Annotated in this window: 28 protein-coding genes; 15 read left to right on the plus strand and 13 right to left on the minus strand. The window is 65.1% G+C overall.

Annotated features, from left to right (window positions below):
* Window positions 1-18: 18 nt before the first annotated feature.
* Entirely contained in the window at window positions 19-1,116 is a 1,098-nt protein-coding gene (locus tag ACSQ27_RS09520; RefSeq protein WP_436155201.1) for a hypothetical protein, read from the minus strand.
* Between the two features lie 5 nt (window positions 1,117-1,121).
* Window positions 1,122-3,092 carry a DNA topoisomerase IV subunit B gene (locus tag ACSQ27_RS09525; RefSeq protein WP_436155202.1) on the minus strand — a complete coding sequence of 657 codons (1,971 nt, stop codon included), beginning with the start codon at window positions 3,090-3,092 and terminating at the stop codon, window positions 1,122-1,124.
* 189 nt (window positions 3,093-3,281) lie between these two features.
* Between ACSQ27_RS09525 and ACSQ27_RS09530 the strand changes: the two genes are divergently transcribed.
* The 6 genes from ACSQ27_RS09530 (at window position 3,282) to ACSQ27_RS09555 (ending at window position 9,064) form a co-directional block, all read left to right on the plus strand.
* Complete coding sequence (locus tag ACSQ27_RS09530; protein ID WP_436155203.1) at window positions 3,282-4,502, plus strand: MFS transporter; 1,221 nt, start codon at window positions 3,282-3,284, stop codon at window positions 4,500-4,502.
* Window positions 4,503-4,686: 184 nt separating this feature from the next.
* On the plus strand, window positions 4,687-5,499 hold the full coding sequence (locus ACSQ27_RS09535) for an SDR family oxidoreductase (protein WP_436155204.1): 813 nt from the start codon (window positions 4,687-4,689) through the stop codon (window positions 5,497-5,499).
* Window position 5,500: 1 nt separating this feature from the next.
* The gene (locus ACSQ27_RS09540; RefSeq protein WP_436155205.1) at window positions 5,501-6,079 is read left to right on the plus strand and encodes a class I SAM-dependent methyltransferase; all 579 of its coding nucleotides are present in this window, start codon (window positions 5,501-5,503) and stop codon (window positions 6,077-6,079) included.
* 101 nt (window positions 6,080-6,180) lie between these two features.
* On the plus strand, window positions 6,181-7,065 hold the full coding sequence (dapA, locus tag ACSQ27_RS09545; protein WP_436155206.1) for a 4-hydroxy-tetrahydrodipicolinate synthase: 885 nt from the start codon (window positions 6,181-6,183) through the stop codon (window positions 7,063-7,065).
* Between the two features lie 85 nt (window positions 7,066-7,150).
* Entirely contained in the window at window positions 7,151-8,245 is a 1,095-nt protein-coding gene (gene bamC, locus ACSQ27_RS09550) for an outer membrane protein assembly factor BamC (protein ID WP_436155207.1), read from the plus strand.
* 45 nt (window positions 8,246-8,290) lie between these two features.
* On the plus strand, window positions 8,291-9,064 hold the full coding sequence (locus ACSQ27_RS09555; RefSeq protein ID WP_436155208.1) for an MBL fold metallo-hydrolase: 774 nt from the start codon (window positions 8,291-8,293) through the stop codon (window positions 9,062-9,064).
* Window positions 9,065-9,117: 53 nt separating this feature from the next.
* Here the strand turns inward: ACSQ27_RS09555 and ACSQ27_RS09560 are convergent, their stop codons facing one another.
* The 3 genes from ACSQ27_RS09560 to ACSQ27_RS09570 all read right to left on the minus strand — a co-directional run bounded on the left by ACSQ27_RS09560 (window position 9,118) and on the right by ACSQ27_RS09570 (window position 11,350).
* The gene (locus ACSQ27_RS09560; RefSeq protein ID WP_436155209.1) at window positions 9,118-9,375 is read right to left on the minus strand and encodes a hypothetical protein; all 258 of its coding nucleotides are present in this window, start codon (window positions 9,373-9,375) and stop codon (window positions 9,118-9,120) included.
* 208 nt (window positions 9,376-9,583) lie between these two features.
* Window positions 9,584-10,096: a hypothetical protein gene (locus tag ACSQ27_RS09565; RefSeq protein ID WP_436155210.1), complete on the minus strand. Its 513-nt coding sequence runs from the start codon at window positions 10,094-10,096 to the stop codon at window positions 9,584-9,586.
* 39 nt (window positions 10,097-10,135) lie between these two features.
* Window positions 10,136-11,350: a cupin domain-containing protein gene (locus ACSQ27_RS09570; protein ID WP_436155211.1), complete on the minus strand. Its 1,215-nt coding sequence runs from the start codon at window positions 11,348-11,350 to the stop codon at window positions 10,136-10,138.
* A gap of 14 nt (window positions 11,351-11,364) precedes the next feature.
* Between ACSQ27_RS09570 and ACSQ27_RS09575 the strand changes: the two genes are divergently transcribed.
* The gene (locus tag ACSQ27_RS09575) at window positions 11,365-11,889 is read left to right on the plus strand and encodes an FKBP-type peptidyl-prolyl cis-trans isomerase (protein ID WP_436155212.1); all 525 of its coding nucleotides are present in this window, start codon (window positions 11,365-11,367) and stop codon (window positions 11,887-11,889) included.
* 58 nt (window positions 11,890-11,947) lie between these two features.
* Here the strand turns inward: ACSQ27_RS09575 and ACSQ27_RS09580 are convergent, their stop codons facing one another.
* The 4 genes from ACSQ27_RS09580 to coaBC form a co-directional block, all read right to left on the minus strand.
* Window positions 11,948-12,481 (minus strand): glycine zipper 2TM domain-containing protein, encoded by a 534-nt coding sequence (locus ACSQ27_RS09580; protein ID WP_436155213.1) that lies wholly within the window; start codon window positions 12,479-12,481, stop codon window positions 11,948-11,950.
* A gap of 198 nt (window positions 12,482-12,679) precedes the next feature.
* Window positions 12,680-13,126, minus strand: coding sequence for a dUTP diphosphatase (dut, locus tag ACSQ27_RS09585; protein ID WP_436155214.1), 447 nt, complete (start codon window positions 13,124-13,126; stop codon window positions 12,680-12,682).
* Window positions 13,127-13,129: 3 nt separating this feature from the next.
* The gene (locus ACSQ27_RS09590) at window positions 13,130-13,558 is read right to left on the minus strand and encodes a hypothetical protein (protein WP_436155215.1); all 429 of its coding nucleotides are present in this window, start codon (window positions 13,556-13,558) and stop codon (window positions 13,130-13,132) included.
* Window positions 13,555-14,847, minus strand: coding sequence for a bifunctional phosphopantothenoylcysteine decarboxylase/phosphopantothenate--cysteine ligase CoaBC (gene coaBC / locus ACSQ27_RS09595; RefSeq protein WP_436155216.1), 1,293 nt, complete (start codon window positions 14,845-14,847; stop codon window positions 13,555-13,557). The genes ACSQ27_RS09590 and coaBC overlap by 4 nt, the downstream gene beginning before the upstream one ends.
* 187 nt (window positions 14,848-15,034) lie before the next feature.
* Here coaBC and ACSQ27_RS09600 point away from each other — a divergent pair, with 187 nt between their 5' ends.
* From ACSQ27_RS09600 to ACSQ27_RS09625, 6 genes are all read left to right on the plus strand, one after another.
* The gene (locus ACSQ27_RS09600) at window positions 15,035-16,726 is read left to right on the plus strand and encodes a CTP synthase (protein WP_436155217.1); all 1,692 of its coding nucleotides are present in this window, start codon (window positions 15,035-15,037) and stop codon (window positions 16,724-16,726) included.
* Between the two features lie 2 nt (window positions 16,727-16,728).
* On the plus strand, window positions 16,729-17,586 hold the full coding sequence (gene kdsA / locus ACSQ27_RS09605; RefSeq protein ID WP_436155218.1) for a 3-deoxy-8-phosphooctulonate synthase: 858 nt from the start codon (window positions 16,729-16,731) through the stop codon (window positions 17,584-17,586).
* A gap of 112 nt (window positions 17,587-17,698) precedes the next feature.
* Window positions 17,699-17,989, plus strand: a complete 291-nt coding sequence (locus tag ACSQ27_RS09610) for a DUF1330 domain-containing protein (RefSeq protein WP_436155219.1) — start codon at window positions 17,699-17,701, stop codon at window positions 17,987-17,989.
* 46 nt (window positions 17,990-18,035) lie between these two features.
* Complete coding sequence (gene eno / locus ACSQ27_RS09615) at window positions 18,036-19,319, plus strand: phosphopyruvate hydratase (RefSeq protein WP_436155220.1); 1,284 nt, start codon at window positions 18,036-18,038, stop codon at window positions 19,317-19,319.
* Window positions 19,320-19,539: 220 nt separating this feature from the next.
* A complete protein-coding gene (locus tag ACSQ27_RS09620) occupies window positions 19,540-19,815 on the plus strand; it encodes a septum formation initiator family protein (protein WP_436155221.1) in 276 nt (91 codons plus the stop codon).
* 45 nt (window positions 19,816-19,860) lie between these two features.
* Window positions 19,861-20,319, plus strand: a complete 459-nt coding sequence (locus tag ACSQ27_RS09625) for a hypothetical protein (protein ID WP_436155222.1) — start codon at window positions 19,861-19,863, stop codon at window positions 20,317-20,319.
* A gap of 3 nt (window positions 20,320-20,322) precedes the next feature.
* Here ACSQ27_RS09625 and ACSQ27_RS09630 read toward each other — a convergent pair whose 3' ends face one another.
* Both ACSQ27_RS09630 and ACSQ27_RS09635 read right to left on the minus strand, forming a co-directional pair.
* On the minus strand, window positions 20,323-21,291 hold the full coding sequence (locus ACSQ27_RS09630; RefSeq protein ID WP_436155223.1) for an Hsp33 family molecular chaperone HslO: 969 nt from the start codon (window positions 21,289-21,291) through the stop codon (window positions 20,323-20,325).
* Between the two features lie 47 nt (window positions 21,292-21,338).
* On the minus strand, window positions 21,339-21,863 hold the full coding sequence (locus ACSQ27_RS09635) for a gamma carbonic anhydrase family protein (protein ID WP_436155224.1): 525 nt from the start codon (window positions 21,861-21,863) through the stop codon (window positions 21,339-21,341).
* 112 nt (window positions 21,864-21,975) lie between these two features.
* Here ACSQ27_RS09635 and ACSQ27_RS09640 point away from each other — a divergent pair, with 112 nt between their 5' ends.
* A complete protein-coding gene (locus ACSQ27_RS09640; protein WP_436155225.1) occupies window positions 21,976-22,794 on the plus strand; it encodes a ferritin-like domain-containing protein in 819 nt (272 codons plus the stop codon).
* A gap of 94 nt (window positions 22,795-22,888) precedes the next feature.
* On the plus strand, window positions 22,889-24,169 hold the full coding sequence (locus ACSQ27_RS09645; protein WP_436155226.1) for a class I SAM-dependent methyltransferase: 1,281 nt from the start codon (window positions 22,889-22,891) through the stop codon (window positions 24,167-24,169).
* Between the two features lie 340 nt (window positions 24,170-24,509).
* On the opposite strand, the gene xerD is transcribed toward ACSQ27_RS09645, so the two are convergent.
* On the minus strand, window positions 24,510-25,412 hold the full coding sequence (gene xerD / locus ACSQ27_RS09650; protein WP_436155227.1) for a site-specific tyrosine recombinase XerD: 903 nt from the start codon (window positions 25,410-25,412) through the stop codon (window positions 24,510-24,512).
* A 76-nt stretch (window positions 25,413-25,488) separates the two neighbouring features.
* A complete protein-coding gene (locus ACSQ27_RS09655) occupies window positions 25,489-26,469 on the minus strand; it encodes a tripartite tricarboxylate transporter substrate binding protein BugE (RefSeq protein ID WP_436155228.1) in 981 nt (326 codons plus the stop codon).
* Between the last annotated feature and the right edge of the window lie 89 nt (window positions 26,470-26,558).

Consider the following 26,558-nt stretch of genomic DNA (forward strand, 5'->3'; position numbering starts at 1 on the left):
AAGAAACCCATCATTTCGTCACGCCCTTAGCGCGAACACGATTCTTGCAACAGCCGAGCCTATCGTGACCAACAGCAAAACCATCATGCCGCGGTAAACCCATTTCAAGGGCTTCAGGCGCTCATCCATCGCATCCCTGTTTTGCTTGAAAGCTTCGATCTGCGCGTCGGAAGCCGAACTCATGCGTTCGAATTCCATCTGCAGCTGCCGGTCAATTTCCGCCAGCCTTTTTTCATCCAGGGAATCTGCGCGGTCCATCTTTTGCAATTCAGCCATCAACAGGCTGGTCTTGCGTTCGGATTCCTCCCGCAGCCCGGCAGCTTGCTCCCGCTGCCGCGCCACGTCAATTCCTTCAAGGTAGTGCCAGCTCCGGGCCCTTGGCGCGCCGGCTTTATCCGCTATGGCTCGAACCGCCTGGAGGACAAACTCCGGCTCTTCCTTTAAAAAATCGCATCCGATTTCCAGCACTGCGGATTTCACCCTCAGTTTCGGGCCGTGCCAATGAAGCCCTCCAAGCACCGAGGCGGGTTTCAACCCGTTCAACGCCACCGGGTCCAATGCAATCATCAGGATCCATGTCGTTGCTCCCTCGACGTCAAACTGCTTGAGATCGACCCCCCGAACATGTTTCCAGGCGATAGCGGGTAAATCGCTGTGCATGAAACCTTGCGAATCCACCTTCAACGCGCCGCCAGCCTGCCACGCCGCATAGGCAGAAGCAAGCAGGCTGCAGGTGTACACCAATAACAAAACCCCAAAGCTGGCCAAAAAAGCCGTAGGTGTCAATTTTCCGTCCTGCCAGCTTTCCTTGGCCAGGAACCCGGTACCCCACAACATCAACAAAAACGCCGCAAGAAAGCAACTCCAGCGAAACCAGCGGAAGGGAACCGTCAGCGAGCTTTCGCCAAAACGAAGCGCCGCCTGCCTGGCCGCTTTCTCCCTATGCTTTCTCCTGCCAATCGCTTGTTCCGAAAAAACGGCCCAGCACAAACCACCGGTAGCCACCGCAAAACCCAAGCCAGCACTTGCAAACTGGTGGGTCGCCAGCGCGATCGTCGCCCAGGATGCGGCAATCACCAGCACCACCATGCCTGCCACACGGCTGATCGACAGCAAAAACCTCAAACATCCACCTCAACGCTGTCGCCGTGCAATTCCATCAGTTCGCGGCGGGCCGCGGCCTCGCCCTTGCCCATCAGCTTGGTGATCAGGCTCTCGGTTTGCAGAAAATCCTGGTTGCCCAGCTGCACGGGCAACAAACGGCGGGTATCCGGATTGAGTGTGGTTTCCCACAGTTGTTCCGCACTCATTTCGCCCAGGCCCTTGAAGCGGCTGATGCTCCAGGCGCCTTCGCGCACCCCGTCCTTGCGCAATTTATCCAATATGGCGGTCAATTCGCCTTCGTCAAGGGCATAGACCTTGGACGCAGGCTTTTTGCCCCGCGCGGGCGCATCCACCCGGAAAAGCGGCGGCCGCGCGACATACACGTTACCCGATTCGATCAGTTTGGGGAAATGGCGGAAAAACAGCGTGAGCAGCAGCACCTGGATGTGGGAGCCGTCGACGTCGGCATCGCTCAGGATGCAGACCTTGCCGTAGCGCAGGCCGGAGAGGTCGGGCGTGTCGTTCGGGCCGTGCGGATCGACGCCGATGGCGACCGCGATGTCGTGGATTTCGGTGTTGGCGAACAGGCGGTCGCGCTCGACCTCCCAGGTGTTGAGCACCTTGCCGCGCAGCGGCAGGATGGCCTGGCTTTCCTTGTCGCGGCCCATTTTGGCGCTGCCGCCGGCCGAATCGCCCTCGACCAGGAAGACTTCGTTATGCGCCAGGTCGCGGCTTTCGCAGTCGGTCAGCTTGCCGGGCAGCACGGCCACGCCTGAGCCCTTGCGTTTTTCGACCTTCTGGCCGGCCTTCTGGCGGGTCTGCGCGGCCTTGATGGCGAGTTCGGCCAGCTTGCGGCCGTAGTCGACGTGCTGGTTGAGCCACAGTTCCAGCGTCGGGCGCACAAAGCTGGACACCAGCCGCACGGCGTCGCGGGAATTGAGGCGCTCCTTGATCTGGCCCTGGAACTGCGGGTCCAGCACCTTGGCGCTCAGCACGTAGCTGGCGCGGGCGAAAACGTCTTCGGGCAGCAGCTTGACGCCCTTGGGCAGCAGCGAATGCAGGTCGATAAAACTCTTGACGGCGTTGAAGAGGCCGTCGCGCAGGCCGCTTTCGTGGGTGCCGCCGGCGCTGGTGGGAATCAGGTTGACGTAGCTCTCGCGCACCGGCTGGCCGTCCTCGGTGAAGGCCACACACCACTGCGCGCCCTCGCCTTCGGCAAAGCTGTCGTGCTGGGAATCGGCAAAACCTTCGCCTTCGAACATCGGGATGACGGGGTCGCCGTTCAGCGTCTGCATCAGGTAGTCGCGCAGGCCGCCTTTATAGGACCAGGTCTGGGTGTCCTTGGTTTTCTCGTTGGTCAGCGTGACGGTAACGCCGGGCATGAGCACGGCCTTGCTGCGCAGCAGGTGCGTGAGTTCGGCCATGGGCAGCGCGGCCGACTCGAAGTATTTGGCGTCGGGCCAGGCGCGTACGGTGGTGCCGGTCTTGCGGTCGCCTTCGCCGTTTTTGCGCAGGTGCAGCTTTTCAATGACGTCGCCGCCCGAAAACACCAGCCGGGCCACCATGCCTTCGCGGTAGGACGTGACTTCCAGGCGTTTGGACAGCGCGTTGGTCACGCTGACGCCGACGCCGTGCAGGCCGCCCGAGAAGCTGTAGGCGCCGCCCTTGCCCTTGTCGAACTTGCCGCCGGCGTGCAGCCGGGTGTAGACGATCTCGATGACCGGCACCTGTTCTTCCGGGTGCAGGCCGAAGGGGATGCCGCGGCCGTCGTCGTCGACGCTGACCGAGCCGTCGGTGTGCAGCGTGACCTTGATCTTCTTGCCGTGGCCGGCCAGGGCCTCGTCGGCGGAGTTGTCCAGCACTTCCTGGATGACGTGCAGGGGGTTGTCGGTGCGGGTGTACATGCCCGGGCGCTGCTTGACGGGCTCCAGGCCCTTGAGCACGCGGATCGAGCCTTCGGAATATTCGGTGGGTAGTTTGTCGGCCATGGCAGATGAAAGAATTGCCGCAATTGTAGTCCGGGCCGGGAAAGTCACTGTACAAACATACAGCCCACCCGATTCGGGCGCGGGAACGAAGGGCGGTCGCGGCAGCGTTTCGCCATTTTCGTTACAGTCGGCGGATAGCTTTCCTGCCGCCCCGGGCCCTTCCTTTTTCGCCGCTCACGGCGACCGTCCATGACCACCGACACCAAAAAACTCTCCATGCTGCAGGTGCTGATCTGCGGCGCCACCATCGTCACGCTGTCCATGGGTATACGCCACGGTTTCGGGCTGTGGCTGCAGCCCATCACCCAGGCCCAGGGCTGGACGCGCGAGACCTTTGCCTTCGCGCTGGCGGTGCAGAACCTGTCCTGGGGCGTGTTCGGCATCTTCGCCGGCATGGCGGCCGACCGCTTCGGCGCTTTCCGCGTGATCGTGGGCGGCGCCCTGCTGTACGGGCTGGGCCTGGTGGGCATGGCGCTGTCGCCCACGGGCTTTCTGTTCACCATGACGGCCGGGGTGCTGATAGGCGCGGCGCAGGCCGGCACCACCTATGCCGTCATCTACGGCGTGATAGGCCGCAACATCCCGGCGGAAAAGCGCTCCTGGGCCATGGGCGTGGCCGCGGCGGCGGGCTCCTTCGGCCAGTTCCTGATGGTGCCGGTCGAAGGCCTGCTGATCAGCGGCCTGGGCTGGAAAGAGGCCTTGCTGGTCCTCAGCGGCGCCGTGCTGCTGATCGCGCCGCTGGCGCTGGGCCTGCGCGAAGGCGGCTTTGCCGGCGGGCAGCCGGCCAAACGCGAGCAGACCATAGGCCAGGCGCTGCGCGAAGCCTTCAAGTACCCGAGCTTCCAGCTGCTGATGGCGGGCTACTTCGTCTGCGGCTTCCAGGTGGTGTTCATCGGCGTGCACATGCCGAGCTACCTCAAGGACAAGGGCCTGTCGCCCGAGGTGGCCAGCTACGCGCTGGCGCTGATCGGGCTGTGCAATGTCTTCGGCACCTACATCGCCGGTTCGCTGGGCCAGAAAATCGCCAAGCGGAAAATCCTGGCGACGATTTACCTCTCCCGCGCGGTGGTGATCGCCGTGTTCCTGGCGGCGCCGCTGAGCCCGCTGAGCGTCTACATCTTCGCCAGCCTGATGGGCCTGCTGTGGCTGTCGACCATCCCGCCGACCAACGCCGTGGTGGCGCAGATCTTCGGCATCCAGCACCTGTCGATGCTGGGCGGCTTTATATTCTTCAGCCACCAGATCGGCTCCTTCCTGGGCGTCTGGCTGGGCGGCTATTTATATGACCGCACCGGCAGCTACGACATCGTCTGGTACATCGCCATCGCGCTCGGTGTGTTTGCCGCTCTGGTGAACCTGCCGGTGCGCGAAGCGCCGATTGCACGCGCCGGCGTGCCGCAAGGGGCCTGAGATGGCCAAAAAAGCCGGCCTGTGGGCGCTCGCGGTCATCGCGTCGCTGGGGGTGTTTGCCCTCTACACACGGCCGGAATTTCTTCTCACACTCGCCAATCAGATCTGGGCTTGTTTTTAGAACCTGCCCGGCGGTTTTTCGAGTGACGGGGGAATGCCCCCATAAGGCGGGGGAGCAAACACCATGAAAACCATCATCATCACCGGCGCCTCCGACGGCATAGGCGCCGAAATGGCGCGGCAGCTGGCCAAAACACATGGCGGCGGCGTCGCGCTGGTGCTGGCGGCGCGCAATGAAACACTGCTGGGCGAGGTCGCCGGCCAATGCGCCGCGCACGGCGCGCAGACCCTGGTCGTGAAGACCGACGTGTCCATCGAGGCCCAATGCCGCCACCTGGTGGATGCCGCCATCGGGCGCTTCGGGCACATCGATGCCCTGGTCAACAACGCCGGCATGTCGGCGCAGGCCCTGTTCGAGGACGTCAAGGCCCAGGACCTGGGCTGGTATGAGCAGCTGATGCGCATCAACCTCTGGGGCAGCGTCTGGTGCACCCACGCCGCCCTGCCCCACCTGAAGCTGCGCCACGGCAGCATCGTGGCAGTTTCCAGCCTGGCCGGGCTGATCGGCGTGCCGGGCCGCACGGCCTACAGCGCCACCAAATTCGCCATGGTGGGATTTTTTGAGGCGCTGCGCGCCGAAATGAAGAGCGCCGGGGTCAGCGTCACCACCGCCTACCCGGGCGTAGTCGCCACCCATATCCGCCACCGCGGCTTCAACGCGGCGGGCGTGGCGGCGGGATCCAGCGGGCTCAAGGAAGACGACGCGATGAGCGTGGAAGAATGCGCCCGGTTGATCCTGCAAGGCATGGAACGCCGCAACCGCGAGGTCGTCATGACGGCCAAGGGCAAGCTGGGCCGCTGGCTCAAGCTGATCGCGCCGGGCCGGGTCGAGTCCATGGCGCTGGCCGCGCTCAAGGACGACGTGAAACCCCTCTAATATGAGCAGCACTCCGCACGGCATGGAGCCGCCCTCCGCCTGGGTGCAGCGCTGGTCGCACCTGGTGCGCGAGCGCGGCGTGGTGCTGGACGTCGCCTGCGGCCACGGCCGCCACGCCCGCTGGTTTCATCAGCGAAACCACCCTGTGGTCCTGGTGGACCGTTCCCAGGAAGCGATGGACGCCATCGCCGGCGCCATCCCCGCATCCGCCCGCGAGGCCGTGGTGGCCGACATTGAAGCCGGCCCCTGGCCTTTCGCGGGCCGGCAATTCGACGCGGTCGTGGTGACCAACTACCTGTGGCGACCCCTGCTGCCCACGCTGCTGGCCGCGCTGGCGCCCGGCGGGGTGCTGATTTACGAAACTTTTACGCAAGGCAATGAGACGGTGGGCAAGCCTTCCCGGCCGGATTTTTTGCTGCGCACCGGCGAGTTGCTGGAAACCTGCCGGGCACTGCGGGTGGTGGCCTTCGAGGAGGGCTTCCACGAAAGCCCGCCACGGTTTGTCCAGCGCATTGCCGCGGTCCGCGAAGTGCCCGCGACTGCGGGTTTGCCCGCCCCGCCGCGCTATGGACTGCCCTAGGCTCTGGGTAGAATGCAGGATTGGCCGTTTTGGGCCGGCCTGGCGGTATTCCGGCCAGTCCCCTTCCCAAGCTCCCGGCCGCGAACGTTTACAAGCAAAGCATGAAACCCATTACTGGCAGCATCGTTGCACTGGCAACACCCTTGCATGATGACGGCAGCGTAGATTACCCCACCCTGCGCAAACTGGTGGACTGGCACATCGCCGAAGGCACGGACTGCATAGGCGTGGTCGGCACCACCGGCGAATCCCCCACCGTCAACGTTGAAGAGCACTGCGAAATCATCCGCGTCTCGGTGGAACAGGCGAAAAAGCGCGTGCCTATCATGGCCGGCTGCGGCGCCAACTCCACCGCCGAAGCGATCGAACTCGCCCGCTTCGCCAAGCAGGTGGGCGCCGACTGCCAGCTGCAGGTCGTTCCCTATTACAACAAGCCCACGCAGGAAGGCCAGTACCGGCACTTCAAGGCGATCGCCGAAGCCGTCGGCGACCTGCCCACCGTGCTGTACAACGTGCCCGGCCGCAGTGTGGCCGATATGGCGCATGCCACCGTGCTGCGCCTGGCCCAGGTGCCCGGCATCGTCGGCATCAAGGAAGCCACCGGCAACATCGAGCGCGCGCAGTGGCTGATCAAGGAAGTACCCAAGGGCTTTGCCGTGTATTCGGGCGACGACCCGACCGCCGTGGCGCTCATGCTGTGCGGCGGCCAGGGCAACGTCAGCGTGACGGCCAATGTGGCGCCCCGGCTCATGCACGAGCTGTGCGTGGCCGCCGTGGCCGGCGACACCCGCCGTGCCATGGAACTGCAGTTCAAGCTGCTGCCGCTGCACAGAAACCTGTTCATCGAAGCCAACCCGATTCCCGTCAAATGGGCCATGGCCCGGATGGGGCTTTGCGGCGGCACCCTGCGGCTGCCCATGACGCCGCTGGAGACATCGAACGAAGCGGCCGTGGAAAGCGCCCTGCGCGCCTGCGGCCTGGTTTGATTTGCCTGATCTGATTTTTAAGGGAACCCAAGTGAAGATATCGCCAACACGTCCTGCATTTTCAAAAGCCCGGAGCGCCGCAGCCGTGTCCGCGCTGCTGGCTCTCGCCCTGCTCGCCGGCTGCTCCTCCATCAGGGATGTGATGGACGGCGAACGCGTCGACTACAAATCCAGCGGCGCCAAGGGCCCCTCGCTCGACATTCCTCCCGACCTGACCCAGCTCAGCCGCGAAACCCGCTACGTGGTGCCCGGCACGGCGGTGTCCGCCAACAGCTACCAGGTCGGCCAGCCGACACAGGCCGTGCAGACGGCCGCCACCGCCGTCGGCGACGTGCGCATTGAACGCGCAGGCAGCCAGCGCTGGCTGGTCGTGAACCGGCCCGCCGACAAGCTCTGGGGCCCCGTCCGCGATTTCTGGCTCGAAAGCGGCTTCCTGCTGGCGCAGGACCAGGAAAACCTCGGCATCATGGAAACCGACTTCGCCGAGAACCGCGCCAAGCTGCCGCAGGACTTCATCCGCAGCGCGATCGGCAAGGTCTTCGACGGCCTGTATTCCACCGGCGAGCGCGACAAGTTCCGCACGCGCCTGGAGCGCCGCCCCGACGGTGGCACCGAGATTTACGTGAGCCACCGCGGCATGATCGAAGTGGTTACCGGTGGAAAGACCGGCAACGCCGCCTCCGGCGACAGCACGGTCTGGCAGCCCCGTCCCGCCGACCCGGAACTCGAAGCCGAATTCCTGCGCCGCATGATGGTCAAGCTGGGCGTGTCGCAAGAACAGTCCAGGGCCCTGGTGGCCGCCGGCGCCGCCAAGCAGACTTCGCGCATCGCCACGGTGAACAACGTGCCCGTCGTGCAGATCGACGAAGGCTTTGAACGCGCCTGGCGCCGGGTCGGCCTGGCGCTGGACCGCACCGGCTTCACTGTTGAAGACCGCGACCGCAGCCAGGGCACCTACTTCGTCCGCTACGTCGAGCCCACCACCAACAAGGCCGAACCCGGCTTCTTCAGCAAGTTGTTCAGCGGCTCGCCGGCCGCTACGCCGCCCTTGAAGTACCGCATCGCCGTCAAGAGCCAGGGCGAAAGCACCACGGTCTCCGTCCTCAATGCCCAGGGCGCCGCTGAATCATCGGCCAATGCCCAGCGCATCGTGCAGGTGATCGCCGACGACCTCAAGTAATCCGGGCCTGCCGCCCGACTGCCCAGACCGCGAATTGCCGCGCCCATGTTGAGGTTCAAAAGCCTGGGCAGCGGCAGTTCGGGCAATGCCGCCGTCATCGAAGCAACAGGCATCGCGCCTTCGCGGGTGCTCGTCGATTGCGGGCTGGGCCTCAAGCATTTGCTCTACCGGCTTGGCGAGGCCGGGCTGCAGCCCGAGGACATTCATGGCGTGTTCGTCACGCATGAACACGGCGACCACATCGGCTGCGCCCGCTCGCTCGCGCTGCGCTACCGCATCCCGGTCTGGATGAGCCACGGCACGCATGCCGCCATCGGTTCGCCGGATTTTGACGGCCTGCTGCACGTCGCGCGCGACGGCAAGGCTATCGAGGTGGGAGGCCTGCAATTGACGCCTTTCACGGTGCCGCACGATGCCAGGGAGCCCTTGCAGCTCAGTTGCACCGACGGCTCGGCCAAGCTGGGCATTCTGACCGACCTGGGCCATGCCACCGCGCATGTCATGGCGCATTTGACGGCGTGCGACGCGCTGATGCTGGAGTGCAACCATGACACCGGGATGCTGGCCCAATCGTCGTATCCGCCTTTTTTAAAGCGGCGCGTGGGCGGCCAGTACGGCCATCTCTCCAATGCCGCGGCGGTGGAAATTGCCCGCGGCCTCATTCACGGGCGGTTCAAGCACCTGGTGGCCGCGCACCTGAGCGCGCAGAACAACCGGCCCGCGCTGGTGCAGGCGCTGATGGCCGAGGCGCTGTCTTGCGGCGCGGACGATATCGTAGTGGCCAGACCCGACACCGGCACACCCTGGCTTTCGGTCTGACGCGGCCATAAAAAAAGCCGCCTTGCGGCGGCTTTTTTACACTCGCTGAAGAATTACTTCTTGGCGGCGCTGGCAGCAGCGGTGGTAGCGGCGGCGGCAGCAGCGTCAGCGGAAGGAGCTGCGGATGCGGCGGCGGCTGGTGCGGATGCATCAGCAGCAGGTGCCGATGCGGCAGCGGCTGGTGCGGAAGCTTCAGCAGCAGGTGCAGGAGCAGAAGCGGCTGGAGCAGGAGCTGCGGCTTCTTCTTTCTTGCCGCAAGCAGCCAGTGCAACAGCGGCGACGATAGCTGCCAAAACGAGTGACTTGTTCATTTTTACGATCCTTGGTGATATTTAAGAAAACAATTTCCGGAAATTGCCAAAAGAAAACCCAAACCGGAATTCAAGTAATTTTTGACCGGGGAAAGGACTCGAGCTCTTTCTACCCAGCTTTAAATTATATGCTGGATATTACAAGTCCGAAAACCCTTAGTCAGCGAACTATGGCCGTATGGCGCCTGCGGCCTGCGGGTTATTGCGCCTACAGCCCCAGGGTTGTGGCCGGAAAAGCCGGTGAGCTTTTCAGCAGGCGCTCGTGGATGCGCTCCCTCAACGCCACCCGGCGGGCCGGTTCGGACCCGGCCATGCCCGTGCAGCGCTGCAGGTCCAGGCGCTCAAAGACCCAGCCCGGGCCCAGCAAGGCGCTGGGCATGTCGTCGGCCGGGGCGGAGGGGATGGCGCGGCATTCCACGATGTGCGCCCAGGTCCGCCGCCAGGTGACGAAGCGCGCATGCCGGCGAAGCACTTCGTCGTAATTCCCGGCCAGCATCGTGAAGGTACGGCCGGTTTTGGACCAGTCGTTCAAGGCCTGCGCCACCGCGCGCTCGCCCAGGGGCCAGTCTTCGAAATCCGGGTCGCAGACGATGATTTCACGCCAGCCCTGCTGCGCCGCCGCGGTAAAAGCCTGGCGAATCATCTCCGTGAAATCCGTGCGCCCGGTGAAACGGCCTTCCGGCAGGGCTTGCGGCGGGGTGGAGGAGGTTTCAGTGTCCATGGAGCATCTCCTTGATGGCAAACAGCTGAGGGGATCGAATCAAGACTTCGCGGGCGGCTCCTGCCGCAGCCAGCCGGCATCATGCCAGTCGCCCAGCAGCGCCAGCGCGGAGGCGCCGGCTTTGCGCAGCTCATGCGGCGCCAGGCCGCGACCGTCGGCCAGGCGCCGCATCAGCTTGGCGTCGGCACCTTTGGCGCGGTAGCTCTCTCCGTTGATGAACACGTGGTCGGCGTCGTACATCATCCGGGTGCGCGCATCCAGCCTGACCGCCGCGCGACCGGCCTTGGCGGCGTCGGCATCCCATTCATCCGCGGCTTCGTCAAACCACACGGAAGGCTTGGGCTCGGTCATGTACTCGCCCAGGACACAGGCCAGCGCCAGAGGATCTTTCAGCGCGTCCTGCACGGCCTGGCTCGCGAAGGCGGCCAGGTCCGCGGGCAAGGCCGCCGGCGTGGCCGTGGCTTCCTGGCCGGGATCGCGGTACATGTCGGGTGCCTTGGATGCGCGGCCTGCCGGGGCCTCCGCGCCGTCGCCATCCTCGTTGAATTCCGCCAGGCGCTGCAGCAGTTCCGCCGCCAGTTCGCCGCGTCCCGGCGACCTGAAGCCTATCGAATAGGTCATGCAGTCGGCCGTTTTGCCTTCGCCAGAGGCCGCCGCTTCGGCGATGCCGTCATGCGCATAGCGCGGGGGCAGGTAGAGCATGTCGCCGGCTTCCAACACGAACTCCTGCTCGGGCTCGAAGTTCTGCAGGATTTTCAGCGGCACGCCCTCCTGCAGGCTCAGGTCTTTTTGCCGTCCTATCTTCCAGCGCCGCCGCCCGCTGGCCTGCAGCAAAAAGACGTCGTAGCTGTCAAAGTGCGGGCCCACGCCGCCGCCCGGCGTGGCGAAGGAGACCATCAGGTCATCAAGCCGCGCATCGGGCACAAACCTGAACTGCTGCAGCAATTCGTGCGCCCCGGCGTCATGCAGGTCCACGCCCTGCACCAGCAGGGTCCAGGCTTTCTGGCTCAGCGGCGGCAGGCTGCGCGGCGCCAAAGGCCCCTGCTTCATGCGCCAGCCCTTGGCCTGCTGGACGATCAGCCGCGATTCCACCTGTTCGCTCGCGGCCAGCTTGAACAAGGCCGCGCGGCTCAGCAGCGGCTGGAATCCGGGCAGGGCCTGGCGCACGAGGAGCGGCTTTTTTTGCCAGTGCCGGCGCATGAATTGCGCCGGGCTCAGGCCGGCAAGGAGCGCTAGAGATTGGTTTACATCCATGGGACAATTGTCGGATGAAAATCACCCCGCAATGCGTCGTAGCCCTGACATGGACGCTGAAAGACACCCTGGGCGATGTACTGGACGAACTGGATGAGCCCATCGAGTTCCTGCTGGGCGGCGATGACCTCCTCGCCAAGGTCGAGGAAGCCCTGCAAGGCCATGAAGCCGGCGACAAACTGGAGTTGCACCTGGAGCCCGAAAACGCCTTCGGCGACTATGACGAAAGCCTGGTGTTCCTGGAGCCCCGCAAGGTTTTCCCCGCCGAGCTCGAAGAAGGCATGACCTTCGACGGCGCCGCCCTTCCGCAAGGCGTCAGCGGCACCGCGCCGCATCAGCATATTTACACAGTCACCGAAATCTATCCCGACCACGTGGTGCTGGATGGCAACCATCCGCTGGCGGGCATCGCCATCCGCCTGGGCCTCAAGGTCGAATCGGTGCGCGAAGCCAGCGAAGATGAGATCGGCCAGGGCTCCCTGGGGACCGGCTTTTTCAAGCTGGAGCCGCTCACACCCGGCAGCGGTACCCTGCACTAAGGCAAAAGCGCAAGGGCGGCACGAAGCCGCCCTTTACGCATTCCCTGCGACTGCTTACTTACATCCGGTACAGCAGGCCGTTCTCAATCCTCACACGGTCGCCGACACGCAGGTCGCCGGTCGACGGCACGTCATAGGCGCGGCCGGTACCGTTGTCGAGCTGCACGGAGACGCGGTAGGTTTCACGCACCGTGGTGTTGCGGTTTCTTTCGATCGCATTGCCGGCCACGGCGCCACCCACAGCACCGGCGACCGTCGCCACGTCCTTGCCGGTGCCGCCGCCGATCTGGTGGCCCACCACTGCGCCGGCCACACCGCCGAGGATGGCGCCTATGCCGGAACTCCTGGCTTGCTCCGGGGTACGAAACACTTCGACGTTGCTGACCCGTCCGTACTCGATATAACGGTTCTGCTGGTTGGTGGGATAGGTTCCGGCCGGGTAGGTCTGGTTGGGGTAGCTGGCGGTGTTCGGATAGGCCGGCGGGTAATTCGCATCGGACACCGGCGGCGGGTTCATGGGCGCGCAGGCTGCCAGGGCGGCCAGTGCCAGCACCACGGAAGCGGACGAAATAAAGCGGGATGTGTTTCGCATGAGTCTCTCCTTTTGATGGTTCATGAGATTCCGGCATCAACATGCACATGCACGGGGACTCTCATGACCCATTAAGGACGGGACCCAGGCCATCCCGGGTGGGGATTGGGCCTGTGGCAGCGTGGGAGGCTTGTTGCAGGGGTTGTAGGAAAACCCCCACCACCCTTCCCGCGCGGTCGCGCGGAGCGCGCCGGGGGCTCAGGCCTTGCCGGTGGAGCCATAGCCGCCCTCCCCGCGCTCGCTGGCGGGGAATTCGGACACCACATTGAACTGCGCCTGCACCACGGGCACGATCATCAGCTGCGCGATGCGCTCCATGGGTTCGATGGTGAAAGGCACGTCACTGCGGTTCCAGGCGCTGACCATCAATTGCCCCTGGTAGTCGCTGTCGATCAGGCCCACCAGGTTGCCCAGCACGATGCCGTGTTTGTGGCCCAGGCCGGAGCGCGGCAGGATCAGCGCGGCATAACCCGGGTTGTGCAGGTAGATGGCGATGCCGGTGGGCACCAGTTGCCAGGCGTTGGCGGCCAGAGTGAGAGGCGCATCCAGGCAGGCGCGCAGGTCCAGGCCGGCGCTGCCGGGCGTGGCGTAGGCGGGAAGGTTGTCCTGGAGGCGCGGGTCGAGAATCTTGACGTCGATGTGCATGAACTATTTTTTCTTCGGTGGTTGATGTTTCTGGGCCTCTTCGGCGGCTTGCCGCGCCAGTTCGCGCAGGCGCTGGACCAGCGCGCCGGATGACTGGCGGTTGGCCTGGAAAATCGCCCACGCCCCATAGGCCAGCAACGCGGGCAGAAACAGGAAACCGGCGCCGGGCAGCACCGCCGACAGCGCCTGGGTGGCGATCCACAGGACGACCACCCATTTGACGTGGGTCAAAAAGGCCGCGCCGGTGGCAACCGCAGAGGCGGGCTTGACGGGAGGCGTAACGGCGCTTGCCGCAGAGGGGGCGCGAAGCGAAGCCTTTTCCTCGGGCTTGAGCAGGTCTTCACGGGGGCCGGCCGACGCATTCGCATGCGTCAGGCGTTCCACATAGCTGGCGAAATCGCCGTCCGGCGGCGTGTTCGAGGGAAGGTTCATGGTGCGGCCGCCTTTGCTTGGGAAGGAGCAGCCGCCATCCGGGCCGCGATCTCCCTGACCAGTTGCCGCGCCAGCGAGAGCTTGGAGGCCCGGGGCAGCGCCGTGCTGCCCTGCGCATCCACCAGCAGCAGCGCGTTATGGTCCTGGCCGAAGGTGTCGGGGCCGATGTTGCCGACCAGCAGCGGCACTTTTTTGCGCAGGCGCTTGGCCTCGGCATTTTCCGCGAGGTCCTGGCTTTCCGCCGCGAAACCCACGCAGAAAAGCCGGCCGGCCTGGGCCGCGGCCGACTGGGCGACGGTGGCCAGGATGTCGGGGTTCTCGGTGAACGCCAGCTGCGGCGCCTGCCCGGAGCCGTCTTTCTTTATTTTCTGGGCCGAAGGCGCGGCGGGCCGCCAGTCGGCCACCGCCGCCGTGGCGACAAACACGCTGGCGGCCTGGGCGCGCGCAGACACCGCCTCCAGCATCTGCTGCGCGGACCGCACGTCGATGCGGCTCACGCCGCGCGGCGTGGGCTGGGTCACCGGGCCGGCAACCAGCGTCACCTCGGCGCCCGCCTCGCGCGCCGCGCGGGCGATGGCAAAGCCCATCTTGCCGCTGGACAGGTTGGTGATGCCGCGCACCGGGTCTATGGCTTCATACGTCGGGCCGGCGGTAACCAGCACGCGCTGGCCGGCCAGCACCTTGGGCGCGAAAAAGGCGACCAGGTCTTCGAGGATCTGCTCGGGCTCCAGCATGCGCCCGTCGCCGGTCTCGCCGCAAGCCTGGAAACCGCTGCCCACGCCCAGCACCGTGGCGCCGTCCGCGTCCAGCTGCACAAAATTGCGCTGCGTGGCCGGGTGCGCATACATCTCGCGGTTCATGGCCGGCGCCACCAGCAGCGGCACCTTGTCGATGGGGCGGGCCAGGCACATCAGGCTCAGCAGGTCGTCGGCGCGGCCGTGCAGCAGTTTGGCCATGAAGTCGGCGCTCATGGGCGCGACCAGGATGGCGTCGGACTCGCGCGACAGGTTGATGTGCGCCATGTTGTTGTCTTCGCGGCTGTCCCACTGGCTGGTATAGACCGGCCGGCCGCTCAGGGCCTGCAGGGTGACGGCCGTGATGAACTGTTCGGCCGCCTCGGTCATGACCACCTGCACCGTCGCGCCCGCCTTGATCAGGGCCCGGCACAGCTCGGCCGCCTTGTAACAGGCGATCCCGCCCGACAGGCCCAGCACGATGTGTTTGCCGGCCAGGTCCAGGGCTTCACCACCGTCCGGGCCGCTTCCCAGGGGATTCACTTGATTCGTCATGTTCCGCAATGTATCAGCTAGACAAGCCCCCACACGCTTAACGGCCGGCCATGCGCGGCCTGAGAGCCGCCATGCAAGCCTGGAATGGCTTTGCCTCGAAATTCAATGGCCTTGCGGCCGGTATCCCGGCGGGCAACCCGTATAATCTCCGTTTACCACCTCTACGAACTTGCGGTTCGTACCTGACATGACCAAATTTGTCTTCGTCACCGGCGGTGTGGTGTCTTCCCTGGGCAAGGGAATCGCCTCAGCCTCCTTAGCTGCGATCCTGGAATCGCGAGGCCTCAAAGTCACTTTAATCAAGCTCGATCCCTACCTCAACGTGGATCCGGGCACGATGTCGCCCTTCCAGCACGGCGAGGTTTTCGTGACCGACGACGGTGCCGAAACCGACCTGGACCTCGGCCACTATGAGCGTTTCATCGAAACGCGCATGCGCAAGGCCAACAACTTCACCACCGGCCAGATCTACAAAAGCGTGCTCGAAAAAGAGCGCCGCGGCGACTACCTCGGCAAGACCGTGCAGGTCATCCCGCACGTCACCAACGAAATCCAGGAGTTCGTCAAACGCGGCGCGGGTTATGAAACCCCCGACGCGGTCGACGTCGCCATTGTCGAAATCGGCGGCACCGTGGGTGACATCGAGTCCCTGCCCTTCCTGGAAGCCGTGCGCCAGATGAGCCTGCGCCTGGGCGCCAACAACACCGCTTTCGTGCACCTGAGCTACGTCCCCTGGATCGCCGCCGCCGGCGAACTCAAGACCAAGCCGACCCAGCACACCGCCAAGCAGTTGCGTGAGATCGGCATCCAGGCCGACGTGCTGCTGTGCCGCGCCGACCGCCGCATCCCCAACGAAGAGCGCGAGAAAATTTCCTTGTTCTCCAACGTCCCCGAATGGGGCGTGATCTCCATGTGGGACGTCGACACGATTTACAAGGTCCCGCGCATGCTGCACGAGCAGGGCCTGGACGGCCTGATCTGCGACAAGCTGCGCCTGAACACGCCGCCGGCCAACCTCCGGCGCTGGGACGACCTGGTCTACGAGACCGAGCACCCGCAAACCGAAGTCCACATCGCCATGGTCGGCAAGTACGTCGACCTCTCCGACAGCTACAAATCGCTCAACGAGGCCCTGCGCCACGCCGGCATGAAAAACCATGCCAAGGTGGTCATCGAGTACGTCGATTCCGAAACCATCACGCCGGACAACGTCTCGCGCCTGGCGCGGTTTGACGGCATCCTGGTGCCCGGCGGCTTCGGCGTGCGCGGTGTCGAAGGCAAGATCTGCGCGGCCCGCTTCGCGCGCGAGAACAAGATGCCCTACCTCGGCATCTGCCTGGGCATGCAGGTCGCCACCATCGAGTTCGCGCGCCACGTCGCGGGCCTGAAGGACGCCAACAGCACCGAGTTCGACCCCGCCACCCCGCACCCGGTCATCGCGCTGATCACCGAATGGAAAGACGCCGACGGCACCATCAAGACGCGCGACGCCAAGTCCGACCTGGGCGGCACCATGCGCCTGGGCGCGCAAAGCTCCGACGTCGCCACCGGCACGCTGGCGCACAAGATCTACGGCGACGTGGTGACCGAACGCCACCGCCACCGCTATGAAGCCAACGTCAACTACCTCGACGCCCTGCGCGCCTCGGGCCTGGTCATCTCCGCGCTGACGCAGCGCGAGCAGCTCACCGAGATCGTCGAGCTGCCGCAGGACGTCCACCCCTGGTTTGTCGGCGTGCAGTTCCACCCCGAGTTCAAGTCCACGCCCTGGGACGGCCACCCGCTGTTCAATGCCTACATCGCCGCAGTGCTCCAGCACCGCGCCACCGCGGGCCAGGACGGCAAGCCCGCCGCCAAACCCCTGAAAGCGGTAGCCTGACCATGAAACTCTGCGGATTCGACGTCGGCCTGGACCAACCCTTTTTCCTGATCGCCGGCCCCTGCGTGGTGGAGTCCGAGCAATTGCAGATGGACACCGCCGGCACGCTCAAGGAAATCACGTCCTCGCTGGGCATTCCCTTCATCTTCAAAAGCAGCTTCGACAAGGCCAATCGCACCAGCGAGACGGCCTTCCGCGGACTGGGCACGGAGAAAGGGCTGGAGATCCTGGCCAAGGTCAAAAAGGAAATCGGCGTGCCGGTGCTGACCGACATCCACTCCGAAGACCAGATCGCCCAGGTCGCCAAGGTCGTCGATGTGCTGCAAACACCGGCCCTGCTGTGCCGCCAGACCGACTTCATCCACGCCGTCGCGCTGGCCGGCCTGCCGGTCAACATCAAGAAGGGCCAGTTCATGGCCCCGGGCGACATGAAGAACGTCATCGTCAAGGCGCGCGCGGCCGCCAAGGCGGCCGGCCTGCCGGAAGACAACTTCATGGCCTGCGAACGCGGCGCCAGCTTTGGCTACAACAACCTGGTCAGCGACATGCGCAGCCTGGCCATCATGCGCGAGACCCACGCGCCGGTCGTGTTTGACGCCACCCACTCGGTGCAGCTGCCCGGCGGCCAGGGCACCAGCAGCGGTGGCGTGCGCGAGATGGTGCCGGTGCTGGCGCGTGCCGCAGTCGCCGTCGGCGTCGCCGGCCTGTTCATGGAAACCCACCCGGACCCGGCCAAGGCCTTGTGCGACGGCCCCAACGCCGTGCCGCTCAAGCACATGAAGGCGCTTCTGGAAACGCTGCTGGCGCTGGACAGAATCACCAAACGCAACGGATTCCTTGAAAACGACTTCGCCGCCTGAAAACGGGCAAGCCCATCAAGGGCGCGGGACTCCGCGCCCTGCCCCGCCGGCTCCACTGCGCCACTCGACCGGATCAAGATAACCAGCGTCCCCAACCCGTTTCGGAATCCCCATGCCCAGCGCCTACATCATCGCCAACGTCACAGTTACGAACCCCGAACAATACGAACAGTACAAAAAACTGTCTAGCATCGCCATGCAGGCGCACGGCGCCGAGGTGTGCGTGCGCGGCGGCAAGATCGAGGTGCTGGAAGGCGACTGGACTCCCAGCCGCATCGTGGTGCTGAAGTTCCCCAGCGTGGAGCAGGCACGCGCCTTCAACGAGTCCGCCGAATACGACGCGGCGCGCCGGTCGCGCCAGGGCATTGCCGTGATGCGCATGGTGCTGGTCGAAGGCGTGTAACAGGTCTGGTTTTTATTCTTTGTTTTTTTGATTTGAAAGAGCCCCAATGAGCGCAATTGTTGATATCGTCGGCCGCGAAATTCTCGACAGCCGTGGCAACCCTACCGTCGAATGCGACGTGCTGCTGGAGTCCGGCGTCATGGGCCGCGCGGCGGTACCTTCGGGCGCCTCCACCGGTTCGCGCGAAGCGATTGAACTGCGCGACGGCGACAAGTCGCGCTACCTCGGCAAGGGCGTGCTCAAGGCCGTCGAACACATCAACACCGAAATCTCCGAAGCCGTGCTGGGCCTGGACGCCAGCGAGCAGGCCTTCCTGGACCGCACCCTGATCGACCTGGACGGCACCGACAACAAGTCGCGCCTGGGCGCCAACGCCACGCTGGCCGTCAGCATGGCCGTGGCCCGCGCCGCAGCCGAGGAAGCCGGCCTGCCCCTGTACCGCTACTTCGGCGGCAGCGGCGCCATGCAGATGCCCGTGCCCATGATGAACGTGGTCAACGGCGGCGCGCACGCCAACAACAACCTGGACCTGCAGGAACTGATGATCATCCCCGTGGGCGCACCGAGTTTTCGCGAAGCCGTGCGTTACGGCGCGGAGGTCTTCCATGCGCTCAAGAAAATCCTGCACGACAAGGGCATGAGCGTGGCCGTCGGCGACGAGGGCGGCTTTGCCCCCAACGTGGCCAACCACGAATCCGCCATCCAGATGATCCTGGAAGCCATCGACGCAGCCGGTTATGTGGCCGGCGAACAGATCGCCCTGGGCCTCGATTGCGCAGCCTCCGAGTTCTACAAGGACGGCAAATACGTCCTGGGCGCCGAAGGCCTGAGCCTGGACGCCACCGAATGGACCAACATCCTGGCGACCTGGGTCGACAAATACCCCATCATCAGCATCGAGGACGGCATGGCCGAAGGCGACTGGGACGGCTGGAAGATCCTGACCGAACGGCTCGGTAAAAAGGTGCAGCTGGTCGGCGACGACCTGTTCGTCACCAACACCAAGATCCTCAAGGAAGGCATCGACAAGCAGATCGCCAACTCCATCCTGATCAAGATCAACCAGATCGGCACGCTGACGGAAACCTTCGCCGCCATCGAGATGGCCAAGCGCGCCGGCTACACCGCCGTGATCTCGCACCGCTCCGGTGAGACCGAAGACTCCACCATTGCCGACATCGCCGTGGGCACCAACGCCGGCCAGATCAAGACCGGATCGCTCTCGCGCTCGGACCGCATGGCCAAGTACAACCAGCTGCTGCGTATCGAAGAAGACCTGGGTGACATTGCGTCCTACCCCGGCCGCGCGGCCTTCTACAACCTGAAGTAATGGCCCCCACGCTCGTCGCTGTGTGTAATTCGCGAGGCCTTGCAGGCCGCCGCTCGCCAGAGGCTTCGCTTCTGTCGCCTGTCCAAACCTGCTCAAGCAGGTTCGGAGCCGCAGGCTCCAGCCCCTCGGGGGCCGCTGCGCCTGCGGCCCGGCAAAGCCGGTTCCGCGGCCCCTGCTGGTGTGGAGAGCCGGCGACGAAACATCATCCTCTGGCGTAAACGTGGGAAAACGACTCGTCCCCGCCGTCCTGATTGCGCTGCTGGTGATCTTCCATGCGCAACTCTGGATAGGCCGGGGCAGCATTCCCAGCGTGCGCGAGATGCAGCACCGGCTGACCGAGCAGCTCGCCAAAAACGTCCAGGCCCAGGCCGCCAACGATCAACTCACGGCGGAAGTCAGGGACCTCAAGGAAGGCCTGGAGATGGTCGAGGAAAAAGCCCGCAGTGAGCTGGGCATGGTCAAGCCCAATGAAATCTTCGTGCAGGTCACCAAGTAGGCCTGGCAAGTCCGCGGGTCCGGCTCGCTGATTGATTAATTCGTCGTGCTGAAAATCGCCATCACCGGCGCCCCCTCCACCGGAAAACACCAGCTGGCATCAGCCCTGGGCCGCGCCCTCAAGGACGCGGGCCGGGATGCGCTGGTGGCTGTGGCGGACCCGTCTGCCTCGCCAGGCGACACTGCGGGCCTGACACTGCTGTGCGGGCTGGAGTCCGCCGCGCAAGCCCATCAGCAGGCGGCAGACCAGTCCATACGCGCGGCCCTGGCAGCCGGCGGGATGGCCTACTGTGTCCTGTATGGAAGCGCCCCGCAGCGTCTTGCGCAGGCGCTGGGCGCCGTTGAACGCCTGCTGCCTGGGCTCGCGCAGCAAAAGCCGGCGCCTGTTCGCAGGGAGGGCAACAAAGCCTGGGTATGGGTTTGCGACAAATGCAGCGACCCCGTCTGCGAGCACCGCCTGCTCAGCGACCTGCTGGCGCAGCGCGCCGTTTCCGCCGCGCCCTGATTCTTATTGGACCGTGGAGGTCGGCGGCTGCTGGTTGGTCTGGCTGGTGAACAGCTGCGCCGCGTCCACCGGGTCGAACTCGTACTGCGCGCCGCAAAACTCGCAGCCGACCGCCACCTTGCCGCGCTCGGAAATAATGCTTTCAATTTCGCCCGTGCCCAGGCTGCGCAGCATGCCGCCCACACGCTCGCGCGAGCAGCTGCAGGCAAAGCTCGGCGTCACCGGCTCAAAGCGCGTGACCTGCTCTTCCCAGAACAAGCGCCGCAGGATGGTGTCGGCGTCCAGGCCCAACAGCTCTTCGCGCTTGAGCGTGCCGGCCAGCATGGCGATGCGCTTGTAGTCTTCATTCACGCCGATCTGGTCTTCATTGGCGTCGCGGTCTATCTGGCCTTCAAGGTTGCCCTGGCCCTTGACCGGCAAGCGCTGGATCAGCAGGCCCGCGGCAACCTTGCCGTCGGCCGCCAGGATCAGCTTGGTGTCCAGCTGCTCGCTCTGCAGCATGTAGTGTTCCAGCACTTCCGCGAGGTTTTCAATCTTCTCGCGCTGGTCGCCGTAGAGCGGCACCACGCCCTGGTAGGCCTGCTGCCCCGGCAGTTTGTCCTTGGGGTCCAGCGTGATCGCGCAGCGCCCCTGGTTGCTCACATTGACCAGCTGGCTCAGCGTGCTGCCCGGGTCGACCGTGCCGGTTACCGTGGCGGTGGCGCGCAGGGTCAGGTCGGGCTGGACCTCGGCCACCGCCAGCTTGACCGGGCCGTCGCCGAAGATCTGCAAAATCAGCGCGCCGTTGAACTTGATGTTGCTCTGCATCAGGGCACCGGCCGCCGTCATTTCTCCCAGCAGCTGCATGACCTCGGCCGGATAGCCGCCGCCCGCCTGCCTGCGTTTGAGGATTTCCTGCCAGGAGCCGGTCAGGCGCACCAGCATGCCGCGCACCGGGAGGCCGTCGAAAATAAATTTGTGAAGTTCGGACATAGCGGAAAGGGGTAAGGATGGCAGGTCAATAAAAAAGAAAGCGGGCCTCAGCCCACCTTCTTGAGCCCGGTCTTGTAACGCCGGGCATTGTCTACATAGTGCTTCGCGCTCATTTTTAAACCCTCGATCTGCTCCGGGGACAGCTGCCTGACAGCCTTGGCCGGGCTTCCGAGGATCATGGAGCCGTCCGGGAATTCCTTGCCCTCGGTGACCAGCGAGCCGGCGCCGACCAGGCAGTTCTTGCCGATTTTTGCGCCGTTGAGCACCACCGCCTGGATGCCGATCAGTGAGCCGTCGCCTATGGTGCAGCCGTGCAGCATGACCTGGTGGCCGACCGTGACGTTCTCGCCTATCGTCAGCGGCAGGCCCATGTCGGCGTGCAGCACGCTGTTGTCCTGGATGTTGGAGCCCCGGCCCACGGAAATGGTTTCGGTGTCACCCCGTATCACCACCCCAAACCAGACGCTGCTGTCCTCCGCGAGATGCACATTGCCCATGACCTGGGCGTTGTCGGCCACCCAGGCAGATTCGTGAACGGTGGGGGTCAGCTTGTCCAGTTGGTAGAGGGCCATGGTTTTGCGCTTTGATTCAGGGGGAAGACGGTCGGGAGTCAGGGCCAGCCCGGGGCTGCCTGGATACCCCGATTGTAAGGAGGCCCCCAGGCGTATCGCCGACAATTCCCCCATGACCCCAGAGCCGCCTCCCGCCGAACTGCGCCAGCTGGCACTGCGGGCGCTGCTGGAAACCGATCCCGCGCAAAAAGTCCGCTTGGCCGGGGAAGCCATGGCCCAGGCGGACACGCTGGCGGTTGCGGCCGAAGGGGCGCTCCAGCCCCCGGCCGGCCTGCCCGGCTGCCCCGAACGGCCCGAGTTGCGCTCCCACCTCGATGTCCCCAAGCGCTCGCCCTTCACGCGCGAAGGCCTGGCCGCCCTGCTCCATGCCGTGACCCATATCGAGTTCAACGCAATCAACCTGGCCCTGGACGCCGTCTGGCGCTTTCCCGGCATGCCGCGCGCCTACTACCTGGACTGGCTCAAGGTCGCCGCCGAGGAGGCCCGGCACTTCAGCCTGCTGCGCGCCCACCTGCAGTCCATGGGCTACGACTACGGCGACTTTCCGGCCCACACCGGCCTCTGGGACATGACCCACAAGACCGAGGGCGACCTGCTGGCGCGCATGGCCCTGGTGCCGCGCACCCTGGAAGCCCGCGGCCTGGACGCCACCCCGCCCATGCAGGCCAAGCTGCGCAAAGTCGGCACGCCCGAAGCGCTGCGGGCCGTGGACATCCTGGACATCATCCTGCGCGACGAGATCGGCCATGTCGCCATCGGCAACCACTGGTACCGCGCGCTGTGCGCCCAGCGCGGGCTGGAGCCGGTCGCCACCTATGCGCTGCTCGCCCAGCAATACGAGGCGCCCCGCCTCAAGGGGCCGCTGAACCTGGATGCCAGGCGGCGGGCGGGATTTGACGAACAGGAACTCGCGCTCCTGGGGCCTGCCTAGGCTCAAAACGCGGCGAAGTCCTACACATACGATCCCGGCAGGGATTTTCGAACGGCGCTAGACTGCGAAACCCTCTTGAAAAGGAGTTTGCGCAATGATCCGGCACCTGGTTCCAGACATCCCCTCGCAAATGCCGCGCTTGCCCGCGGACGTAGCCCTCCAGCTGCCGCAAGGCCAGCGCCTGGGGTCGGCCAACGCTCCCGTCAAGCTGGCTTTTTCCCATTGGTCCAGCATCGCCCGCCTCAAGGCCGGCCAGATAGGCGCGCTGGCCGAGGATTACGTCGAAGGCAAGCTGCAGCTCGAGGGTGCCATGCGCGACGTGATGCGCGCGGTGACCAAGCTGCTGCCCGGCAACCCGGTGGAAAGCGACACCGGCTGGTGGTCCGGCCTGCTGCACCGCGCCAAGTCCCTGGCGGCCCACACCCATGTCCGTGACGCGGCGCAGATCCAGTTCCACTATGACGTTTCGGACGCGTTCTATGCGCTGTGGCTGGACCCGAGGCGGGTGTATTCCTGCGCCTATTACCGCGATGAGGCCATGACGCTGGCCCAGGCGCAGGAAGCCAAGCTGGACCACATCTGCCGCAAGCTCATGCTCAAGCCGGGCGAGCGCTTCCTGGACATCGGCGCCGGCTGGGGCGGACTGCTGATGTGGGCCGCCGAGCACTACGGCGTCGACGCCACCGGCATCACCCTGTCGAAAAACCAGCATGCGCACGTGCAGCGGCTGATCGAGGAAAAAGGCCTGGGCGGCCGCGTGCGCATGGAGCTGCGCGACTACCGCGACATGCCGGAAGACCAACCCTTCGACAAGATTTCCTCCGTCGGCATGTTCGAGCATGTGGGCCACGCGAAGATGACGGGCTACTTCCAGAAAATCATGCGCCTGCTGGCCCCCGGCGGACTGGTGATGAACCACGGCATCACCGCCGGGGGCCTGGAGAACCGCCAGCTCGGCGCCGGCATGGGTGATTTCATCGAAAAATACATCTTCCCCGGCGGGGAGCTCATGCACGTCAGCGCCGTGCTGGAGCACATGTCGCGCGCCGGGCTGGAGATGGTGGACACCGAAAACCTGCGGCCGCACTATGCGCGCACGCTGTGGAACTGGTCGGATTCGCTGGAAGCCAGGCTGGACGAGGCGCGTGAAGTATTGGCCCGCGACGGCGGCGCCGACCGCGCCGAAAAAACCCTGCGCGCCTACCGCCTCTACCTGGCCGGCAGCGCCATGAGCTTCGAGCAAGGCTGGATCTCGCTGCACCAGATGCTGGCCGCCAAGCCCTCCGGTGAAGTGCACGACACCCCCGTGGCCGGCGCGCAGTCCAGCTACCCCTTTAATCGAAACTATATGTACACCCCCGTCCAGGTGGATTAGCTCACCCCTGTCCAGGCTCACTTCGTGTAGCCTGTTCCCCCCTCAAGGGGGCGGCGCCTGGGGCCGGCAAAGCCGGACCCTCGGCCCCCACTGGTGTGAAATACCCCTCCACTGGGTTACGCCCGCTGAACTCTTCAACCAAGCCTGGGCCGCGGAACCGGCTTTGCCGGGCTGCAGGCGCAGCGGCCCCCGAGGGGCTGGAGCCCGCGGCTCCAAGCCTGCCTGCGCAGGCTTGGACGGGCGACAGAGGCGAAGCGTCTCGCGAGCCGCGGCCTGCAAGGCCTCGGGAGCGACACGAAGTGCGCGACCATGGGGGCTCTACTTCACCGTGGGGGCTACATCATCCTCTTGGGTGGTGCTGCGCATGCAGCGCCTTGAGCCGCTCGCGCGCCACATGGGTATAGATGGTGGTGGTGGAGATGTCGGCATGGCCCAGCAGCATCTGCACCGCGCGCAGGTCGGCGCCGTGGTTCAGCAGGTGCGTGGCGAAGGCATGGCGCAGGGTATGCGGCGACAGCGGCGAATGGATGCCGGCCAGCCGCGCGTACTTTTTGACCAGCATCCAGAACATCACGCGGCTCATGCCCTTGCCATGGCCGGTGACGAACAGGTCGTCGGTCTGCTGACCACCCAGGATGGCCGGCCGCGCCTCGGCGAGGTAGCTGACGATCCATTCCCGCGCCACCTGGCCGAAAGGCACCAGGCGCTCCTTGCTGCCCTTGCCCATGACGCGCAGCACGCCTTCATTGAGGCTGAGGTGAAAGGTCTTGAGGCCCACCAGCTCGCTGACACGCAGGCCGCTGGCATAGAGCAGCTCCAGCATGGCGCGGTCGCGCAGCCCCAGCGGCGCGCCTTCGTCGGGCGCGGCCAACAGGGACTCGACCTGGGCTTCCGTCAGGGTCTTGGGAACCCGCAGCGCCTGTTTGGCCGACTGCAGCTTGAGCGTCGGGTCCGCGTCTATCAGGCGCTCGCGCAGCGCCCAGCGGAAATAGCGCTTGAACACCGTGAGCCGCCGGTTGGCCGAGGTCGCCTTGGTCGCGGCATGCCGGGCCGAAAAATAGCTGTTGAGGTCGGTCTCGGCGGTGGCGTCCAGCACGCGCCCGCCCTGCCTGGCCGCGCCCAGCCATTCGGCGTACAGCGACAGGTCCCGGCGGTAGGCCGCCAGCGTGTTTTTGGAGAGGCCGTCTTCCAGCCACAGCGCGTCGATGAACGCGTCGATGCTGGACTGGCTTTGTGCTTGCATGGGCCAACCATAACAAAAAAAGCCGCCGCGCAATTCCTCGCGCGGCGGCTTGATGGGAGGCTAGGCCCTGGCGGCTTCAGTCAAGCTTGAGCTTGGCGGTGTCGACCACCTTTTTGTAGACCTCGAACTCGGCCTTGATCTGGGCCGTGAACTGCTCGGGCGTGTTGGCGATGATCAGCGAGCCGGTGTCCTCGATGCGCTTGCGCACGGCCGGGTCTTCCAGCGATTTCTTCACGCCGGCGCTGACCTTGTCGACCACTTCCTTGGGCAGGTTCTTGGGACCGATGATGCCGTAGTAGGCCATGCGGTTCACCGGCTCCAGGCCGACTTCCTTGAAGGTCGGCACGTCCGGCAGCACGGCCAGGCGCTGCGGCGCGGCCACCACGATGGGGATCAGGCGCTTTTGCTGGATGAAGGGCAGCGCCGAAGGCAGGTTGTCAAAAATCATGGGGACCTGGCCGGCCACCGTGTCGTTGAGGGCCGGGCCCGCGCCGCGGTAGGGGATGTGCGTCACAAAAGTGCCCGACATGCTCTTGAAAAGCTCCATTTGCAGGTGGCCTATGCCGCCCGTGCCCGAGGACGAATAGGAATACTTGCCGGGGTTCTTCTTGAGCTCGGCCACGAACTCCTTGTAGTTGCGGGCCGGAAAGCTCGGGTGCACCGCGATGATGTTGGGTGTGGCCGCGATATTGATGATGGGCGTGAAGTCCGTCAAGGTGTTGTAAGGGATCTTGGCGTTGATGGCCGGGTTGGCGGCCGTGGTCGACACCGTGGCCACCCCCAGCGCATAACCGTCGGGCGCCGCGCGCGAGGTCTCCAGCGCCCCCACCACGCCGCCGCCGCCGGCCCGGTTTTCGACAATGACGCTCTGGCCCAGCGCCTTGCCCAGCGGCTCAGAGATGACGCGGGCGACGATGTCGGTGGTGCCGCCCGGTGCGAAGGGCACCACGAGCTTGACCACTTTGTTGGGGTAGCCCTGCGCCAGCGCGGGGGCTGCGGCGCTGCCCAGCACGAGCGCGGACACCACGGAGTAGGCAAAGAGATAACGACGTTGCATGTTCAGGTCCTTCCGATAAAAACAGCTGAGATGGTAATCGCTGGAGCCGGTCCCGCCAGTGTGGATTACGCATAAGGGCAAACCCGCAG

It is taken from the genome of Polaromonas sp. LjRoot131 (assembly GCF_964252805.1).
Lineage (GTDB): Bacteria > Pseudomonadota > Gammaproteobacteria > Burkholderiales > Burkholderiaceae_C > Polaromonas.

Coding starts and splice junctions, on each gene's coding strand:
- ACSQ27_RS09525 (WP_436155202.1), bottom strand. CDS start 3,092: ATGGCCGACAAACTACCCACCGAATATTCCGAAGGCTCGATCCGCGTG.
- ACSQ27_RS09530 (WP_436155203.1), top strand. CDS start 3,282: ATGACCACCGACACCAAAAAACTCTCCATGCTGCAGGTGCTGATCTGC.
- ACSQ27_RS09535 (WP_436155204.1), top strand. CDS start 4,687: ATGAAAACCATCATCATCACCGGCGCCTCCGACGGCATAGGCGCCGAA.
- ACSQ27_RS09540 (WP_436155205.1), top strand. CDS start 5,501: ATGAGCAGCACTCCGCACGGCATGGAGCCGCCCTCCGCCTGGGTGCAG.
- dapA (WP_436155206.1), top strand. CDS start 6,181: ATGAAACCCATTACTGGCAGCATCGTTGCACTGGCAACACCCTTGCAT.
- ACSQ27_RS09555 (WP_436155208.1), top strand. CDS start 8,291: ATGTTGAGGTTCAAAAGCCTGGGCAGCGGCAGTTCGGGCAATGCCGCC.
- ACSQ27_RS09560 (WP_436155209.1), bottom strand. CDS start 9,375: ATGAACAAGTCACTCGTTTTGGCAGCTATCGTCGCCGCTGTTGCACTG.
- ACSQ27_RS09565 (WP_436155210.1), bottom strand. CDS start 10,096: ATGGACACTGAAACCTCCTCCACCCCGCCGCAAGCCCTGCCGGAAGGC.
- ACSQ27_RS09570 (WP_436155211.1), bottom strand. CDS start 11,350: ATGGATGTAAACCAATCTCTAGCGCTCCTTGCCGGCCTGAGCCCGGCG.
- ACSQ27_RS09575 (WP_436155212.1), top strand. CDS start 11,365: ATGAAAATCACCCCGCAATGCGTCGTAGCCCTGACATGGACGCTGAAA.
- ACSQ27_RS09580 (WP_436155213.1), bottom strand. CDS start 12,481: ATGCGAAACACATCCCGCTTTATTTCGTCCGCTTCCGTGGTGCTGGCA.
- dut (WP_436155214.1), bottom strand. CDS start 13,126: ATGCACATCGACGTCAAGATTCTCGACCCGCGCCTCCAGGACAACCTT.
- ACSQ27_RS09590 (WP_436155215.1), bottom strand. CDS start 13,558: ATGAACCTTCCCTCGAACACGCCGCCGGACGGCGATTTCGCCAGCTAT.
- coaBC (WP_436155216.1), bottom strand. CDS start 14,847: ATGACGAATCAAGTGAATCCCCTGGGAAGCGGCCCGGACGGTGGTGAA.
- ACSQ27_RS09600 (WP_436155217.1), top strand. CDS start 15,035: ATGACCAAATTTGTCTTCGTCACCGGCGGTGTGGTGTCTTCCCTGGGC.
- kdsA (WP_436155218.1), top strand. CDS start 16,729: ATGAAACTCTGCGGATTCGACGTCGGCCTGGACCAACCCTTTTTCCTG.
- ACSQ27_RS09610 (WP_436155219.1), top strand. CDS start 17,699: ATGCCCAGCGCCTACATCATCGCCAACGTCACAGTTACGAACCCCGAA.
- eno (WP_436155220.1), top strand. CDS start 18,036: ATGAGCGCAATTGTTGATATCGTCGGCCGCGAAATTCTCGACAGCCGT.
- ACSQ27_RS09630 (WP_436155223.1), bottom strand. CDS start 21,291: ATGTCCGAACTTCACAAATTTATTTTCGACGGCCTCCCGGTGCGCGGC.
- ACSQ27_RS09635 (WP_436155224.1), bottom strand. CDS start 21,863: ATGGCCCTCTACCAACTGGACAAGCTGACCCCCACCGTTCACGAATCT.
- ACSQ27_RS09640 (WP_436155225.1), top strand. CDS start 21,976: ATGACCCCAGAGCCGCCTCCCGCCGAACTGCGCCAGCTGGCACTGCGG.
- ACSQ27_RS09645 (WP_436155226.1), top strand. CDS start 22,889: ATGATCCGGCACCTGGTTCCAGACATCCCCTCGCAAATGCCGCGCTTG.
- xerD (WP_436155227.1), bottom strand. CDS start 25,412: ATGCAAGCACAAAGCCAGTCCAGCATCGACGCGTTCATCGACGCGCTG.
- ACSQ27_RS09655 (WP_436155228.1), bottom strand. CDS start 26,469: ATGCAACGTCGTTATCTCTTTGCCTACTCCGTGGTGTCCGCGCTCGTG.